The sequence below is a fragment of the Paenibacillus sp. VCA1 genome, assembly GCF_031583795.1.
Taxonomy (GTDB): Bacteria; Bacillota; Bacilli; order Paenibacillales; family Paenibacillaceae; genus Paenibacillus_AQ; species Paenibacillus_AQ albilobatus.
In genome coordinates this window covers 418,795-436,670 of record NZ_JAVLSX010000002.1, presented here as the reverse complement: position 1 = coordinate 436,670, position 17,876 = coordinate 418,795, and the positions used below count along the sequence as shown (strand labels likewise).

Below are 17,876 nucleotides of genomic sequence, written 5' to 3'. Positions count from 1 at the left end.
GCTGTTTTGGGGGTAGGGCATGTCAGACGTACAAGCAAGGCAAAAAAATATTCGGAATTTCTGCATCATTGCACATATAGACCACGGCAAATCGACGCTCGCCGACCGGATTTTGGAATATACCGGCGCGTTGACCTCCCGTGAAATGCAGGAACAGGTGCTCGATCAGATGGATCTGGAACGCGAACGCGGCATTACGATCAAGCTGCAGGCCGTCAATCTTGCTTACAAGGCGGACGACGGCCAAGAGTATCTGCTTAATCTGATCGACACTCCGGGACACGTCGATTTCACCTACGAGGTATCGCGAAGCCTCGCCGCTTGCGAAGGCGCGCTCCTCGTCGTGGACGCCGCGCAGGGGATCGAAGCCCAGACGCTGGCCAACGTGTATCTGGCTTTGGACAACAATCTGGAGATCATTCCGGTCATCAACAAAATCGACCTGCCTAGCGCCGACCCGGATCGGGTCAAGCAGGAGATCGAGGACGTCATCGGTCTGGACGCCAGCGAAGCGGTGCTCGCTTCGGCCAAAGCAGGGATCGGGATCAAGGAAATTTTGGAACAGATCGTCAAGCAGGTTCCGCCTCCGTCCGGTGAAGCGGACGAGCCGCTGAAAGCTCTCATTTTCGACTCGCATTACGATCCTTATAAAGGTGTTATCGTGTATGTGCGTGTCGTGAACGGCAGCATTAAGACGGGTTCGAAAATCAAAATGATGGCGACGGGCAAATCGTTTGAGGTCATCGAAGTCGGGGCGTTCAAGCCGCGGATGACGATCGTGGACGAACTGAAGGTCGGGGACGTCGGCTTCATCGTGGCGGGCATCAAGCATGTCGGGGATACCCGGGTCGGCGATACCGTCACGGACGCGAAAAACCCGACGCCGGAACCGCTGCCGGGCTACCGCAAAATCAATCCGATGGTTTATTGCGGCCTGTATCCGATCGAAACGTCGGAATACAACGATTTGCGCGAAGCGCTGGAGAAGCTGCAGCTGAACGACGCATCGCTCAGCTTCGAGCCGGAAACCTCGAGCGCCCTCGGCTTCGGCTTCCGCTGCGGCTTCCTCGGACTCCTCCATATGGAGATTATCCAGGAGCGCATCGAGCGCGAATTCAACATTCCGCTCATTACGACGGCGCCGAGCGTTATTTACCGCGTCACGCTGACAAACGGAGACGTGGTCGAGATCGATAACCCGTCCAACTATCCGGAAGTCGGCAAAATCGATTCCGTCGAAGAGCCTTACGTCAAAGCGGCCATCATCGTGCCGAACGATTACGTCGGAACGGTCATGGAGCTGTGCCAAGGCAAACGCGGCGAATTTGTCAACATGGAGTATTTGGATACGACCCGCGTGACGATCACCTACGAAATTCCGCTGTCGGAAATCGTGTACGATTTCTTCGACCAGCTGAAGTCGGGAACGAAAGGATACGCTTCGTTCGACTACGAAATGTCGGGATACCGCAAGTCGAATCTTGTGAAGATGGACATTTTGCTGAACGGCGAGCAGGTGGACGCGTTGTCGTTCATCGTGCACCGCGACCGCGCTTACCAGCGCGGACGGATCATTTGCGAGAAGCTTCGCGAGCTCATTCCGCGCCAAATGTTCGAGGTGCCGATCCAGGCCTCCGTCGGAACGAAGGTCGTGGCCCGCGAGACGGTCAAAGCGATGCGCAAAAACGTCCTTGCCAAATGTTACGGCGGCGACATTTCGCGGAAACGGAAGCTGCTGGAGAAGCAAAAGGAAGGCAAAAAGCGCATGAAGCAGGTCGGATCCGTGGAAGTGCCGCAGGAAGCGTTTATGGCCGTCCTGAAAATCGACGACAAATAAGCCGTTACGGAAAAGCCGCTGAAGCGGCTTTTCGCATGGTTGGACAAAGAACTAATAGAACGTGGAACGTCGTAGACGTTTTTCTTATACATTAACGAATCAGAAGGAGGGAATTGAGCCATGGCAGCAGTACAAGCGCAAACGACGGGCGGCGGATCTCAAGAAAGCCGGAAGCCGCAGGCGGTCTATCTTCATATTCCCTTTTGCACGAACAAGTGCTTTTATTGCGATTTCAACTCTTACGTGCTGAAAAACCAGCCGGTAATGGACTATTTGCAAGGGCTTGAACGCGAGATGGAGCGGACGGTCAAGGAGGTTCCCCCCGGCGTCATCACATCGATTTTTGTGGGCGGCGGCACCCCGACGGTGCTGAAGCCGGACGAGATGGAATATTTTTTGAAGACGGTTCGCACTTATTTTCCGGATTGGGCCGAAGACATTGAATTTTCGATGGAAGCGAACCCGGGAACGACGGATCTGGAAAAGCTTTCGGTCATGCGCGAAGGCGGCGTCAACCGCGTCAGCTTTGGCGTGCAATCGTTCCAGAACGAGCTGCTCAAGGGCATCGGGCGCATTCACGACACGGACGACGTGTATCAAAGCCTGGAGAACGCCCGCAAGGCGGGGTTCGAAAACTTGTCGATCGACCTCATGTTCGGCTTGCCGAACCAGACGTTGGACATGCTGGCGGAAAGCGTGGACAAGGCGCTGGCGCTCGGGCTGCCGCATTATTCCATCTACAGCCTGAAGGTTGAGGAAAATACGCTTTTCCATACGATGTATAAAAAGAACCAGCTTCCGCTGCCAAGCGAAGACGAGGAACTCCAAATGTACCTCTTGCTCATGGACCGGATGAAAAAAGCGGGTTACGTGCAATACGAAATCAGCAATTTTGCCAAACCCGGTTATCACAGCCGCCACAACATGGCTTATTGGCTGAACGATGACTATTACGGACTCGGTGCGGGGGCCCACGGTTATGTCGGGCGTCAGCGCCATATGAATATTAAAGGCGTCAATCCGTATACGGAAGCGACGAAAGATGGCCTGCCGCGGCTGGAGACGTTCGAGGTGTCGCGCGAGGAAGCGATGGAGGACTTCATGATGGTCGGCCTGCGCGTGCTGAGCGGGGTGTCGAACCGCCATTTCGAGGAGCAGTTCGGAGCCCGGATCGAGGACGTATTCGCGGAGCCGCTGCACAAAATGCAAAACGCGGGACTGCTGGAGCCGACGGAGGCGGGATACCGCCTCAGCGAAAAAGGCCTCTTGTTCGGAAACGACGTTTTCGGCGAATTTATCGGCTATTTGACGGTCAAAGAATAGGCTTGCACTTCTATACGCGATGTTGTATATTTATTCATATTATAAAACAGCGACGTGTAGAGGATGCGCAAAATTCCCCGGGCAATAACCTGGTTTGCTTCATCCTCGAATAGGAGGAGAAGTAGGATGCCGGCTGTAGTCACATGCAGAGTTGCGGTCCCGGAGGATGTCGAGCCGCTTTTTCAGATGATCGATGGATATGCGAAAAAAGGGATCATGCTCCCCCGCTCCCGCAAAGTGCTGGAGAAGCAGATCGATCAGTTTGTCGTTGCGGAAGCGGACGGCGCCGTTATCGGCTGCGGCTCGCTTTGCCGCCTCGGAAACGACCTGGTCGAAATCCGCTCTTTGGGGATCTTGGACGGGCATAAAGGTCTCGGCATCGGTTCGATGATCGTAAACAAGCTGACGGAGGAAGCCAGACGGCAGGGCATTCCGAAAATTATGGCGTTAACGTACGAGGTATCCTTTTTCGTGAAAAACGGCTTTTCCGTCGTGGAAAAAGAGATTTTCCCCGAAAAGGTATGGACCGATTGCGTCAACTGCAGCAAGCAGTCCTGCTGCGACGAAATCGCCGTGCTGAAGATGCTGGATGAATCTTAAACGAGATTTGATCATCAACCACTTTCATATCAACCGGATGTTCGGCTGATTGAGAGTGGTTTTTTGCGTTTAACAACGGCTTTTTTTCTTGCCCTTTTCCGAGGGGAGTCATGTATGATGATGGCAGGGAAGCGGTTTTTTATTCACTTATTACCGATACATATATTTTCAGTTTGGAAAATGAACGGTTTGCCCGCGTTAACGGTCATATAGTCGAAACACGCATGAAGGAGGTGCCAAGATTGAATGACCGCGAGCTTTTTGAGACGTATAAGGAACAGGTCTACAGGCTCTGCCGCTACATGATGCAAAACCCGTCCGACGCCGAGGACCTCTGCCAGGAGGTGTTCGTAAAAGCTTTGCTGGCCGACCGGTCGCAGGTGCGGGATTTGAAGTCGTGGCTGCTGCGAATCGCGTCCAATGAATGCAACAGCGTGCTCAGAAGGCGCAAAAACGGATGGGCCAAAGAGCTGCGGGCTTATTTGCTGGCTCGTCCAAGGGTGGGCAACCCCGTGGAGGAAAGCGCCGACCGGCATGAAATCAAAGCGGAATTCGACCGCATGTACGGCAAGCTTCCGGACAAAATCCGGCTGGCCGTCACCCTGCGTTATGCCAACGACATGTCGGTGCCGGAAATCGCAGGCGTTCTCGGGATTCCGGAAGGAACGGTCAAATCGAGGTTGAACCGGGGAATCAAGCTGCTCCAGCAAATGGCGGCATTTCAGGAAAAGGAGATGATCGGAAATGAGTCGGTATTTTGAAAACGAAGTTCGGGAGAACGTTCAAGCCTGCGAGCGGCCGGATTTTGACCGGATGTGGTCGCGGATTGAACGCGAAGTGGCGGAGCGTAGGGCGGGAGTCGTGCCAACCGAAGCTGCGCCAAGGTCGAGAAAAAAATACATTCCCGCCGCGATTGTATTTTCGTGTTTTATGGTCGCTGCAGTCCCCGCCTTTGCGGGCGTAACGCTGAACTGGGATCATCTATACGGCGGCAAAAGCGTGACCCGTGCTCTGGATAACGGAATCGGGCAGCGTTATGATCTTGACGCAAGCAGCAACGGCGTCACCGTGAGCTTGAAAGGGGTCGTCACCGACGGCGAACGAATGAAGCTGCTGGTTGCGGTGGACGCCGGCATGAAGCCGGGAGAATATGATGTGGTCGTATTGGAGCATATGGCCATTAAAGATAAGGCAGGCCATGAGGAACCGCTGAGCGGATATTTGCAATATGACGGGGCGAGCGGCAAGCTGCTCGGCATTTACGAGACGAAGGACACGCTGAAGGACGGCAAAAAAACATACACGCTTGAAGCAGGGAACCTTATTTATTACAAATCCGAGGCCGTTCCGCTGAAGCAAAAGCCTGCCGTGGGAACCGAAATCAAAACGGGGGAAACCCGGTATCCTACCCTGAATATCAAGTCGGTCGTCGGCTCCTCGGAGGGGCTGACCGTCCGTTATAACGTCAACGCCGCTGACGCAAAAGACGGCGGCAGCGGCGACCCGCATCTGACCGTAACGTACGGAGGTCAAACGGTCCGCGGGTCCGTCACGCAACTCCCGCCCGAAGGCGAAGGCATCCCGATGGAACAGGCGTTCTCGCGGATGACGGCAAAAGATTGGGAAAACGCCGACATTCGTTTCAATTATTTGAAAGAATCGAAACGGATCGGGGGCTCCTGGTCGTTCCATTTTCAGACGGACGGAAAAAAGGCAGGCGAAGCGATCTATTCGCGGCCGCTGCAGACGAGCGGCGAATTCCGGGAAAAAGCCCGCAAGTCGCTTGACCGGTTGACGGTCACCCCGCTCGAAATTATCGCCGGCATCAACGAGGAAACGCCGCAGGAGCGCGGCAAATGGTTCGAAGTCAACTACGACGACGTACGGCTGCAAATCGGGGACCAGGAAATCAAAGGCTCCTACACGATCAAAGGGGATGACCCTGCAAAATACCGGAAAGCGTATGCCTTCGAGTCGCCCGAGTGGTATAAGGATTGGTCCGGCGTTCCGATGAAGCTCATATTAAAACAGGCCGTCGTCATGAAACGGGACACCTCGGCAAACTGGCTGGCGCTGCACCGGCCGACGGCAGAAAAGCAAACGGCCGAGATGAACCTCGAATCATCCCAAGTCCGGTTTACCTATTATATGGATGGAAAAGATCTGGTGGTCGAATCGGAGCCCGTTTCCGGATCCGTCAAAGGCATCGGCCAATCGATGCTCCGCGTCGACGGCGAAGACGTCTATCCGGAATACGCTCCGAGAGGCCCGGGCGCGCTTGGCAAAAACATTGAGAGATATCCCGATTTCAATATGAGCCATACGCTCGAAATCAATCCAGGGATCTATAGATACAGCGATCCGGGCCGGGATGTGGAGATGGCGCTGACCCAAAAATAAACGAAAAAACAACCTGGCGGGGATACCCGCACAGATTCTCTCCCGCATGCCGAACTGACTTGACAATGCTCAGGTCAGTTTGGTATTTTTGTATTAGCGGTTAGCACTCATTGGAGTCGAGTGCTAACGAAGCAAAATTACAACGACCAAAGGGAGGGGAAGACATGCTTACCGAACGCCAACGATTAATTCTGAATGCCATCGTGGACGATTACATCCGTTCGGCGGAACCCGTCGGCTCGCGCAGCATATCGAAACGGGGAGATGTCGGCTTCAGTCCTGCGACCATTCGGAACGAAATGGCCGATTTGGAGGAGCTGGGCTTTCTGGAGCAGCCGCATACATCGGCCGGACGCATCCCTTCTCACAAAGGTTATCGATATTACGTGGACCATCTGGATCCGAAGTATCAAAATCTTTCCGTCGAGATGCGCACGCTGCGCGCTTTTTTCGCGGAGAAGCTGAACGCTACGGAACAGGTCATCCAGCATGCGGCGATGATCCTTTCCAATATCACCAACTACACTTCCATCCTGCTTGGGCCGGAAGTTTTTCATACGTCATTGCGCCATTTTCAGCTGCTGTCGTTAAACGAAACGACCGCGGTGGCAATCATCGTCACAAGCACGGGTCAGGTTGAAAGCAAGACGGTCACCGTGCCGCCCGGCGTTTCCGTGTCCGAAATGGAAAAAGTCGTCAACCTGCTGAACAGCAAGCTGGTGAATGTGCCGCTTTACAAGCTGAAAGCGAGACTCTACCGCGAGCTTGGTCAGGAAATGCAGCGCCATTTGACCAATTTCGAGGAGATTATGGGCATCCTGGACAACATATTCGTGGAGGAAGATTCCGATCAGCGCGTGTATTTGAGCGGCGCGACGAATATGCTCACGCAGCCTGAATTCAAAGACGTCGAGAAAGTCAAGGACATTCTGGACCTGCTTGAAGAAACGCCCACGCTGACAAAAATGATGGCGTCGATGCAGGGAGCGGCCGGGATCCAGGTTCGGATCGGCACCGAAAACGACCATGAGGCGTTTGCCAACTGCAGCCTGATTACCGCCACCTATTCCCTGGAAGGCGAAGCGCTCGGAACGATCGGCATATTGGGACCGACGCGGATGGAATACGCCAAGGTGATCGGCCTGCTCGGCATTTTGTCCAAGGACCTGACCGAGATGCTGTCGAAGCGGTATAAATAAGGAGGCTTGAAGACGGATGAGTCAAGGTCAGCAGCCGGTGCGCGAAGGCGAGGAGCGGTATGCCGCGCTGCTTAACAACAGCAACGCCGTTCGGGCCGTCACCTCGGCGGTCGAAGGCACCCTCGGCCCCAAAGGGCTTGACGTCATGCTGGTGGGCGACCGCGGGGAAGTGATCATTACCAACGACGGGGTGACCATCCTCGACAAAATGGACGTCAGCCACCCCGCGGCCCGGCTGCTGATACAAGTAGCCCGGTCGCAGCAAAAAAAGGTCGGGGACGGCACGACGACCGCCACCGTCCTTGCGGGGGCGCTTGTTCAGGAAGGGGTCTCCCAGATCGTAAAAGGGGTACCGGCCTCCAAAGTCGTGGCGGGGATGCAGCAAGGCGTCCGGATGGCGGCCGATTCCCTCCGAAACAGGAAGAGGGAAATCCGCGATCTCGACGATCCTTTGCTGGCCAAAGCCGTTTATGTCGCTGGCAGGGAACGGGAAGACATCGTCGCGCTTGTGATGGAGGCCGCTTCGATCGTCGGGCTCCGCAAGCTGAAGGATCCTTCCTATTCCCTTGCCGAAGCGGTTACGGCCCACGAAAAAGGCAATAATGAGGTATTTGAAGGCCTTTTGCTGAGACAGGCGCCGCTGTATCCTCATGATACGCCGGAACTTGCCGATACGCGCATCCTTGTTTTGCATGATGCGCTCGAACCGGAAACGTTGGATGAAGAGGTGCTGACGACCGAGGCCGGTTTTGCCCGCTACATGGAGCTGCGGGAGCGTTTCGCCCGCGATTTGAGCGTGTTGGCCGAACTCGGCGTCGGCTTGATTTTGCTGGAAAAAGGGATTCACCCGGACGCGGAGCAATTTTGCATGGATCACGGCATCATGGTGATCCCCCGGGTAAGCCGGAAGGATCTCGCCCGGGTCAGCTTGATGACGGGAGCCGTGCCGCTTCGCCGGACGGCGTTACATAAGGAACAGGATTCCTTGTCCAGACTGCTTGGATTCACCCCGCAGGCGCGCTACGACGAGCTGCTCGAACGGGTGCGGATTCGCAGCGGAGGGCAGAAGGAGGATCCCGTCGTCACGCTGATCGTCGGGGCAAGCACCGCGGAAGTTGTCGGCGAAGCGGCCCGGATTGCCGCCGATGCGGCTTCGGCGCTGCAGGCGGCGATTTCCGGGGGGATTCTTCCCGGCGGCGGAACCGCGGAGCTGGCCGTCTCCTATGAACTGGAGCGGCGGCGCGAAGCCGTGAAGGGGATGGAGGCGTACGGCATTGCCGCCGTCGCCGCCGCCCTGCGCAAGCCGATGGCCCAAATTTTGCTGAATGCCGGCTACAACCCGCTCGAGAAAATGGAGGAAGCCCGCGCCGCGCAGCTCGCGGAAGAATGCGACGGCATGGGCGTCGATTGCGATACCGGGCTTGTCATCCATTACGAGGAACACGGGATCGTCGACCCTGCGCTCGTCAAAATTCACGGACTGCTTACGGCAGGCGAAGTCGCTTGCGCAGTGCTGCGCATTCATAATGTCATCAAGATGAGAAAACCAAGCGGAAACGAATGATGCCGCTAATGAAAAGCCGGTTTGACGCCGAAAAAGATAGAGCATATTAAGGAGGTGAAGACATCTTGAAAGAAAACCAGCAATTTCAAGAAAACGAAAATGAATTGAATGAAAACCAACACATCGAGGAAACGGCGGAGCAGGAAAACTCGGCTGCCGGGGCGGGTTCGGATGCTTCTTCTGCGGAAGAGGAAAACGTGGAGACCGTCAACGCAGCCCAACTGCAAAGCGAGGTTCAGCGCCTTCAAGGGCTTGCCGACGAATACCAGCAGCGCGCCTTGCGGACGCAGGCGGACTTTGACAACTTCCGCAAGCGGACCCAGAAGGAAAAAGAGGATTTCGCGAAATACGCGTCCTCCAAGCTGATTACGGAGCTCTTGCCGATCATCGATAATTTCGATCGGGCTATTTCCGCCGCCGGCGACAATGCCGAAATCGAATCCTTTGCCAAAGGCGTGAGCATGATTTTCCGCCAGCTTGAAGGCGTGCTGAAGGCCGAAGGCCTGGAAGCGATGGATACGGTTGGACAGCCGTTTAACCCCGAGTTCCATCAGGCGATCATGCAGGTGGAAAGCGATGAATACGAGGAAGGCACCGTCGTGGAGGAAGTCCAGAAGGGCTACATGCTCAAGGACAGAGTACTGCGGCCGGCTATGGTCAAAGTCAGCATGTAAATCGGCGGCTTTTCAAATATAAACGTTATAAGCGTCTGATTCCTAATTGATGAAGGAGGATATTTTCTCATGAGTAAAGTTATCGGTATTGACCTTGGAACGACGAACTCTTGCGTAGCCGTGATGGAAGGCGGCGAAGCAGTCGTCATCCCGAACCCGGAAGGCGCGCGCACGACCCCTTCCGTCGTCGGTTTCAAAAAAGACGGGGAGCGCATCGTCGGGGAAACGGCAAAACGCCAAGCCATCACGAACCCTGACCGCACCATCATCTCCATCAAACGCCATATGGGCACGAATCACAAGGAAGTGATCGACGGCAAGGAATTTACGCCGCAAGAGATTTCGGCGATGATTTTGCAAAAATTGAAATCCGACGCCGAAGCGTATTTGGGACAACCGGTAACCCAAGCGGTTATCACGGTTCCCGCATACTTTAACGACAGCCAGCGCCAAGCAACGAAAGACGCCGGCAAAATCGCGGGCCTCGAAGTGCTCCGGATCGTCAACGAGCCGACGGCTGCGGCGCTCGCTTACGGCCTCGAAAAAGCCGAAGACCAAACGATCCTGGTTTATGACCTTGGCGGCGGTACGTTCGACGTATCCATTCTTGAACTGGGCGACGGCTTCTTCGAAGTTAAAGCGACCAGCGGGGACAACCATCTGGGCGGCGACGACTTCGACCAAGTCATCATCGATTACCTCGTGAACGAGTTCAAAAAAGAACAAGGCATCGACCTCAGCAAAGACAAAGCTGCCGTTCAGCGTTTGAAAGACGCGGCGGAAAAAGCGAAAAAGGAACTTTCCGGCGTCCTGACCACGACGATCTCCCTGCCGTTCATCACGGTCGTAGACGGCGTGCCTCAGCACTTGGAAGTGAACCTGACCCGCGCCAAATTCGAAGAAATTTCCGCCGACCTGGTGGAACGCACATTGGGTCCAACCCGTCAAGCGCTTAGCGATGCGGGCATGACTCCGAACGATATCGACAAAATCGTCCTCGTCGGCGGTTCGACGCGTATTCCTGCCGTTCAGGAAGCGATCAAAAAGCTGACGGGCAAAGAGCCTCACAAAGGCGTTAACCCGGACGAAGTGGTGGCGCTGGGCGCAGCGGTTCAAGCCGGCGTCCTGACAGGCGACGTCAAAGACGTCGTATTGCTTGACGTTACTCCGCTGTCTCTCGGTATCGAAACCGCAGGCGGCGTGTTTACGAAAATGATCGAACGCAACACGACGATCCCGACAAGCAAATCGCAAATCTTCTCTACGTACGCCGACAACCAGCCAAGCGTGGAAATCCACGTCTTGCAAGGCGAACGCCAAATGGCGGCAGGCAACAAAACGCTCGGACGCTTTATGCTCGGAGACATTCCTCCTGCACCGCGCGGCGTGCCGCAAATCGAAGTTACGTTCGACATCGACGCGAACGGCATCGTAAACGTGTCTGCGACGGATAAAGGCACGAACAAAACGCAAAAAATTACGATCACTTCTTCCAGCGGCCTGAGCGACGAGGAAGTGGAACGCATGATGAAGGACGCCGAGGCGCATGCCGAAGAAGACCGCAAGCGCAAAGACTTGGTTGAAGCGAAAAACAACGCCGACCAGCTCGTGTACTCCACGGACAAAACGATCAAGGATCTCGGCGACAAAGTCGACGCGGCCGAAATCGACAAAGCGAATGCGGCTAAAGATAAAGTAAAAGCGGCGATCGAAACCGACGATCTCGAGCAAATCAAAAAAGCTACCGAAGAATTGACCGAAATCGTGCAGCAGCTTTCCGTAAAATTGTATGAGCAAGCGGCTCAAGCTCAGCAAGGCGCCGAAGGAGCACAAGGCAGCCAGGAAGGCGCAGCCAAAAAAGACAACGTCGTCGACGCGGATTACGAGGTTGTTGACGAGGACAAAAAACAAGGTTAACCTTAAGAAAGTTATGTTCAGGAAGGGAAGGCAAAGCCGGGGCATCCCAGGTGCTTCGGCTTTCCTTTTTCCATGAGCGGCAATTCCAGAGAAAACAACGGGGGTGGAAGAGTGGCTGAAAAGCGTGATTATTACGAGGTGCTTGGCGTCGGCAAAAACGCTTCGGAAGACGAAATCAAAAAAGCCTACCGGAAGCTTGCCCGCCAATATCACCCGGACGTCAACAAAGCGGATGACGCCGAAGCGAAGTTCAAGGAAGTCAAGGAAGCTTACGACGTGCTCAGCGACAGCCAGAAACGCGCCACCTATGACCAGTACGGACATATCGATCCGAACCAGGGCATGGGCGGAGGTTTTTCGGGAGCCGACTTCGGCGGCTTCGGCGACATTTTCGACATGTTTTTCGGCGGCGGAGGCCGTCGCGATCCGAATGCGCCGCAGCGGGGGAATGATCTTCAATACACGATGACGATCGAATTCAAGGAAGCGGTTTTCGGCGTCGAAAAGGATATTACCATTCCGCGTACCGAAAACTGCGATACCTGCCACGGCACCGGCGCCAAGCCGGGCACGAAGCCGCAAACCTGTTCCGTGTGCCACGGGTCCGGTCAGCAGGAAGTGGTTCAGAACACGCCGTTCGGGCGTATGGTGAACCGCCGCAGCTGTTCGAACTGTAACGGCACCGGCCAAATCATCAAAGAAAAATGCTCGACCTGCGGCGGCAGCGGCAAAGTCAAAAAACAGCGCAAGATCCATGTCAAAATTCCTGCGGGCGTGGACGACGGCGCCCAGCTCCGCATGACGGGCGAAGGCGAGGGCGGTCTGCGCGGCGGTCCTCCGGGCGACCTGTACATCGTCATTCGGGTTAAAGCCCATGATTTCTTCGAGCGCGAAGGCGACGATATCTATTGCGAAATTCCGCTGACCTTTGCGCAGGCGGCGCTTGGGGACGAGATTGAAATCCCGACGCTGACCGAAAAAGTGAAGCTCAAAATTCCCGCAGGCACCCAGACAGGCACGTTTTTCCGCTTAAGAGGCAAAGGCGTTCCGCGTTTGCGCGGCATCGGCCAGGGCGACCAGCACGTGAAGGTCGTCGTCGTGACGCCAAGCAAGCTGAGCGACGAGCAAAAGGATCTGCTTCGCCAGTTTGCATCCCTTGAAGGCGAGCAGACACATGAGCATGAACAGTCCTTTTTCGACCGGATGAAACGCGCTTTCCGCGGGGAATAAAGGGTAGAGCAGTACCGGCAAAACCGGCCATTTTGTGGCCGGTTTTTTTGGTTTATAAAAATCTATACATTTCCGTTTTCCCGCAAAGTGCCTGAATCGGCTATAAAGCCATATCCGCGCTATGCGGTTTTTTTGGTCGTTCGAGCCTGCGGTTTCCGCTTTCGATGGAATCCGGCGCATATTCGATCCGCATTAGGCAAAATCTAACCAAAGGCATGAAAGCCTATTTTATGGCCAAGGAATGAAACTTAAGACAGGCAGGTGAGCTTAATGGCCGAAAAAAATATATTGGCCTATTTCAAAACGCCGGAGGAAGCCGAAAGCGTGTCCAGGAAGCTGCAGTCGCTGCGTGTCGTGGACATGTCGATCGACCGTTTCAGCATGTACCCGGGGACGGATCCGTACGGGGATCGGAACCTCACCGGCATGGACAGCTTGTCCTCCGTGACCTTCGGGAACACGATCGGCGGCGATGCCGGGGTGCTGGCCGCCACGAATACCTCGGCTAGCGGCATGAGCGACGGGGACCAAGGGGGGCCTACCGGAAGGGATATTTTGCTGACCGTCGTGGTCGAGGAAGAATCGTTTGAAAAAGCGATGAAAATCATCGAAGAAGCGGGCGGTTTCGTATAGTTTCCACGATGCGGATTGCGGGACCGACGCATAAAAAATCGAAAGAAGGTGCTGAGATATGGCTAACCGTGACAAAAAGGGACGCATCATGACCAAAACGGAAAAAATCAAAGAACTCATGTCCATGAAAAACGAGGACGTCGAATTTTCCGGGGCGCTTGCCGACGCGGACGACGTGGAAGCGCTCCGCCGCAGCGAAGCCGCCGACGATCGCCAGCTGCGCAAAATGGATGACGGCTGGACGTCTTGAACGTGTCAGGCAGTGGGTATCTTATCCATAACCGTGCATAAGCCTTAGGGCGAGCGCGGTTATTTTTTGCGCGGAAATAATTCGGGACAATAAATTCTTTTTCTTTAACAGAGATTGACTCAAAATATCCATATTGCCCATTATGTATTATTCAACGTCCATCTTACTTCTTGATCTATACATGCTTTGAAAACATTACCAACCGCATTCCTCGCTCAAGAAACGGCTAATTTACTTAAAATTTTGTACTCGGCAGCCCATGTATAGTACAATAAAAGCTATGCACGAGTTGAGGAGGAAGATGAGTAACGATGTTATGGCATGAAATAACGATACATACGACAGAGGAAGCCGTGGAGATGATTTCCAATTTTCTGCATGAAGCGGGTGCGGGCGGCGTTTCGATCGAAGAATCCGGTTCGTTGAACAAAAAGCGCGACACGTCTTACGGGCAATGGTACGAGGTGCCGCTTAACGATATTCCCGAAGGGCAAGCCGAAATCAAAGGATATTTTTCGGAGGAGTCCCCGGTGGAGGACATTCTGGAAGAAGTGAAGCAAAGAATCGAAGGACTGCGCGAGTTTGAGATCGATCCGGGGGAAGTCCGTTATGAGATCAAAACGGTCAACGAGGATGAATGGGCGACCGCCTGGAAGCAATATTTCAAGCCGCTGCGCGTCTCCGACCGGTTGACGATCAAACCGACCTGGGAGGATTACGAGCCGGAACACGAGTCCGAAAAAATCATCGAGCTCGACCCCGGCATGGCGTTTGGCACGGGAACCCATCCGACGACGGCGCTTTGCCTGCGCACGCTGGAGAAGGTCGTCAAAGGCGGCGAGGAAATCATCGACGTCGGTACCGGTTCGGGCATTTTGTCCATCGGCGCGGTGCTGCTCGGGGCAAAACATGTGCTCGCCCTGGACCTGGATCCGGTGGCGGTGTCGAGCGCGCGCGAAAATACGGCGCTGAACCGCATGGAAACACAGATTACGGTCAAAGAAAGCGATCTGCTGGGACTGCTGAATGGCGGCAACGGAAACGAGCTCGGAATTACGCTGCCGGTCGACATCGTCGTGGCCAACATTTTGGCAGAAATTATTTTGCTGTTCATCGATGATGTGTATCAAGCGCTTAAGCCGGGCGGCGTTTATATCGCGTCGGGCATTTATAAAAATAAAGTGGAAATCGTACAGCAGGCACTTGAGGATTCCGGTTTTGCCATTGAGGACTTATGCCGCGATGAGGACTGGGTCGCATTTGTGGCCAGAAAGAGGTCATGATGGATTTTTTGAACAGAATACTGAGCGTACCGCTTCACCAGCTCCCTTTTTATTTGATCGTGCTGGTGATCGCGTTTACGGTGCATGAATTTTCGCATGCTTATTTTGCCTATAAATTCGGCGACCCGACGGCGAAGCTGCTCGGCCGGGTCACGTTGAACCCCGCGGTTCACTTCGACCTGCTCGGGATCATTTTGCTCCTGATCGCAGGTTTCGGCTGGGCGAGGCCCGTTCCGGTCAACCGCGACAATTTCAAAAATCCGCGGCTGATGGGCGTGGTCGTATCGGCTGCCGGGCCGCTCAGCAACTTTTTCCTTGCGGTCATCGGGACGTTAATCTACTCGCTGCTCATCAGCACCGGCGTGCTGGCGTCGATTTCGAATCCGAAACTTCTCGAAGCGATCGTGTTGTTTTTCCGGCTGTTCGGTTTGATGAACTTTTTCCTGTTCCTGTTCAACCTTATTCCGCTGCCGCCGCTGGACGGCTACCGGATCGTGGAGGATCTCGTTCCGCGTCCGGTGAGGGGCAAGCTGCAGCAGGTGGAGCAGTGGTCGGTGTTAATCTTTTTGCTCATTTTGTTTATTCCGGTGCTTCGAGAATATACGATTTCGCCTCTCTATCTGTTGGCAAAAAATTTATATTACCACTTCATGCAGGTCTTTTTGCATATTTTGTCATAGGCAGGGGACGCCCGAACGTGAAACATGCACTGGTCATGGACCGGGCAAATGTTGTATGATGAGGATTGTGATTTTTTTAAAATAGGATGTTGATGATCATGCAGCGGTATTTCGTATCGCCCGAGCAGTTCAAAGAAAATACAGTGGAGATTTCCGGCGAGGACGCGCGCCATATTTCGAAGGTGATGCGCGGCAAAGCCGGGGACCAATTCATCGTCAGCGACGGCGTCTCGCGCGAGGCGCTCGTTGAGATTACGGCGATCGAACAAGGCGAGGTTACGGCCGAGGTTGTGAGCCAGCTGGAGATGACGCATGAGCCCGCCGTGAAAGTGACAGTCGCCCAGAGTCTGCCGAAAGGGGACAAGATGGAAACCGTCATCCAGAAATGCACCGAAATCGGCGCGGTTTCTTTCGTTCCTTTTATTTCGGAGCGGACCATCGTGCAATACGATGCCAAAAAGGAATCCAAGCGGCTGGAACGCTGGAACAAAATCGCAAAGGAAGCGGCCGAGCAGAGCCACCGGAACACGGTTCCGGAGGTGGCGCAGCCGCTTGCCTGGAAGCAGCTTTTGCTTACGTTCCGAAATTACGATGCCGTTTATTTTTGCTATGAGAAGGAAGAAGGCCTTCAGCTGCGCGATGCGCTGAGACCTTTCATGCAGGCTTTGCCGGCGGACCGTCCGCCGCGCGTGCTGCTCCTCGTGGGTCCCGAAGGCGGGTTCAGCGAAGAGGAATGCCGGCAGGCGGAGGAAGCGGGCGCGGCGAGCGTCGGTCTCGGCAAGCGGATCCTGCGCTGCGAAACAGCGGGTATGGTTGCCCTTGCATGCATACTTTACGAATCCGGAGAAATGGGGGGAGTTTGAAAATGCCATCCGTTGCATTTTATACATTAGGTTGCAAGGTTAATTTTTACGATACGGAAGCCATCTGGCAGCTGTTCAAAAATGAAGGCTACGAGCAGGTGGATTTCGAACAGACCGCAGACGTTTATTTGATCAATACATGTACCGTGACAAACACCGGGGACAAAAAAAGCCGGCAGATCATCCGCCGCGCCGTCCGCCGCAATCCGGAAGCGATCATCGCCGTCACCGGCTGCTACGCGCAGACGTCCCCGGCAGAAATTATGGACATTCCCGGCGTGGATCTCGTCATCGGCAACCAGGACCGCGACAAAATCATTCCGTTCGTGAATGAAATCCGCGAAAAACGCGAGCCGATCAACGCCGTGCGCAACATCATGAAAAACCGCGTGTTCGAGGACATGGACGTGCCAAGCTTTGCGGACCGCACGCGCGCCTTTTTGAAAATCCAGGACGGCTGCAACAACTTCTGCACGTTTTGCATCATTCCGTGGTCACGCGGACTGTCGCGCAGCCGCGATCCGAAAAGCATCATCACCCAGGCCCACCAGTTGGTCGAAGCGGGCTATAAAGAAATCGTCCTGACGGGCATTCATACGGGCGGCTTCGGCGACGACCTGGAAAACTACCGCTTGTCGAACCTGCTGTGGGATTTGGACAAGGTGGACGGCCTGGAAAGAATCCGCATCAGTTCGATCGAAGCGAGCCAAATCGACGACAACATGCTGGACGTGCTGAACCGCTCGTCGAAAATGTGCCGCCATCTGCATATCCCGCTGCAGGCGGGAGACGATACCGTCCTGAAACGGATGCGCCGCAAATATACGACCGAGGAATTTTACAATAAAATGCAGATGATCCGCCAAGCGATGCCGGATGTCGGCATTACGACGGACGTCATCGTCGGTTTCCCGGGAGAAACGGATGAAATGTTCCGGAACGGTTACAATTTCATGAAGGAGATCAACTTCTCCGAGATGCACGTGTTCCCGTATTCCCAGCGGAACGGTACGCCTGCATCGCGGATGCAGGACCAGATCGACGAAGAGGTCAAGCATGCGCGCGTGCGCGAGCTCATCAGCCTGTCCGAGCAAATGCAGCTCGCCTATGCGGAGAAATTCGTCGGCCAGGTGCTCGACGTCATTCCGGAGGGCTCCAAGGAGTCCCACGGCCCGGGCAAAATGCACGGCTTCAGCGACAACTATTTGCAGCTCGTATTTGACGGCTCCGAAGCCCTTCAGGGCCAGCTCTGCCGCGTCAAGGTGACCAAAGCGGGCGTGCATGAATGCGAAGGACAGCTCGTGCGCGTTCTTGGAGAAGCTTCCGGCGCTGCCATGTAAACAATCAATCCAATGGATGAAAAACAAGGATTTCATTTCCGGTGCAAACCAGGGAGGTGGAATCCTTGTTGCACTATTCGCTT

General features: G+C 54.7%; 16 protein-coding genes. All 16 read left to right on the top strand.

Annotation, left to right across the window (positions count from 1 at the left end):
- Positions 1-19 precede the first annotated feature (19 nt).
- The 16 genes from lepA (at position 20) to mtaB (ending at position 17,793) form a co-directional block, all read left to right on the top strand.
- On the top strand, positions 20-1,837 hold the full coding sequence (lepA, locus tag RJP21_RS05655; protein ID WP_310858437.1) for a translation elongation factor 4: 1,818 nt from the start codon (positions 20-22) through the stop codon (positions 1,835-1,837).
- A 120-nt stretch (positions 1,838-1,957) separates the two neighbouring features.
- On the top strand, positions 1,958-3,160 hold the full coding sequence (gene hemW / locus RJP21_RS05650; RefSeq protein WP_310858436.1) for a radical SAM family heme chaperone HemW: 1,203 nt from the start codon (positions 1,958-1,960) through the stop codon (positions 3,158-3,160).
- A gap of 126 nt (positions 3,161-3,286) precedes the next feature.
- A complete protein-coding gene (locus RJP21_RS05645; RefSeq protein ID WP_310858435.1) occupies positions 3,287-3,760 on the top strand; it encodes an N-acetyltransferase in 474 nt (157 codons plus the stop codon).
- 233 nt (positions 3,761-3,993) lie between these two features.
- Complete coding sequence (locus tag RJP21_RS05640) at positions 3,994-4,521, top strand: RNA polymerase sigma factor (RefSeq protein WP_310858434.1); 528 nt, start codon at positions 3,994-3,996, stop codon at positions 4,519-4,521.
- Entirely contained in the window at positions 4,505-6,160 is a 1,656-nt protein-coding gene (locus RJP21_RS05635; protein WP_310858433.1) for a DUF4179 domain-containing protein, read from the top strand. Before RJP21_RS05640 ends, RJP21_RS05635 begins: the two co-directional genes overlap by 17 nt.
- A gap of 164 nt (positions 6,161-6,324) precedes the next feature.
- Positions 6,325-7,359, top strand: a complete 1,035-nt coding sequence (gene hrcA / locus RJP21_RS05630) for a heat-inducible transcriptional repressor HrcA (RefSeq protein WP_160043368.1) — start codon at positions 6,325-6,327, stop codon at positions 7,357-7,359.
- 16 nt (positions 7,360-7,375) lie between these two features.
- Positions 7,376-8,923 (top strand): TCP-1/cpn60 chaperonin family protein, encoded by a 1,548-nt coding sequence (locus RJP21_RS05625; protein ID WP_310858432.1) that lies wholly within the window; start codon positions 7,376-7,378, stop codon positions 8,921-8,923.
- Between the two features lie 65 nt (positions 8,924-8,988).
- Complete coding sequence (gene grpE / locus RJP21_RS05620; protein WP_310858431.1) at positions 8,989-9,597, top strand: nucleotide exchange factor GrpE; 609 nt, start codon at positions 8,989-8,991, stop codon at positions 9,595-9,597.
- A 69-nt stretch (positions 9,598-9,666) separates the two neighbouring features.
- Positions 9,667-11,514, top strand: coding sequence for a molecular chaperone DnaK (dnaK, locus tag RJP21_RS05615; RefSeq protein WP_310858430.1), 1,848 nt, complete (start codon positions 9,667-9,669; stop codon positions 11,512-11,514).
- A gap of 111 nt (positions 11,515-11,625) precedes the next feature.
- On the top strand, positions 11,626-12,744 hold the full coding sequence (dnaJ, locus tag RJP21_RS05610; protein ID WP_310858429.1) for a molecular chaperone DnaJ: 1,119 nt from the start codon (positions 11,626-11,628) through the stop codon (positions 12,742-12,744).
- A 270-nt stretch (positions 12,745-13,014) separates the two neighbouring features.
- Complete coding sequence (locus tag RJP21_RS05605) at positions 13,015-13,377, top strand: hypothetical protein (RefSeq protein WP_310858428.1); 363 nt, start codon at positions 13,015-13,017, stop codon at positions 13,375-13,377.
- Between the two features lie 58 nt (positions 13,378-13,435).
- Positions 13,436-13,627: a YfhD family protein gene (locus tag RJP21_RS05600; protein ID WP_160043362.1), complete on the top strand. Its 192-nt coding sequence runs from the start codon at positions 13,436-13,438 to the stop codon at positions 13,625-13,627.
- Positions 13,628-13,938: 311 nt separating this feature from the next.
- Complete coding sequence (gene prmA, locus RJP21_RS05595) at positions 13,939-14,910, top strand: 50S ribosomal protein L11 methyltransferase (RefSeq protein WP_310858427.1); 972 nt, start codon at positions 13,939-13,941, stop codon at positions 14,908-14,910.
- On the top strand, positions 14,910-15,590 hold the full coding sequence (locus RJP21_RS05590; protein ID WP_310858614.1) for a site-2 protease family protein: 681 nt from the start codon (positions 14,910-14,912) through the stop codon (positions 15,588-15,590). Before prmA ends, RJP21_RS05590 begins: the two co-directional genes overlap by 1 nt.
- Before the next feature lie 98 nt (positions 15,591-15,688).
- A complete protein-coding gene (locus tag RJP21_RS05585; protein WP_310858426.1) occupies positions 15,689-16,453 on the top strand; it encodes a 16S rRNA (uracil(1498)-N(3))-methyltransferase in 765 nt (254 codons plus the stop codon).
- A 2-nt stretch (positions 16,454-16,455) separates the two neighbouring features.
- The gene (mtaB, locus tag RJP21_RS05580) at positions 16,456-17,793 is read left to right on the top strand and encodes a tRNA (N(6)-L-threonylcarbamoyladenosine(37)-C(2))-methylthiotransferase MtaB (RefSeq protein WP_310858425.1); all 1,338 of its coding nucleotides are present in this window, start codon (positions 16,456-16,458) and stop codon (positions 17,791-17,793) included.
- Positions 17,794-17,876: the final 83 nt, after the last annotated feature.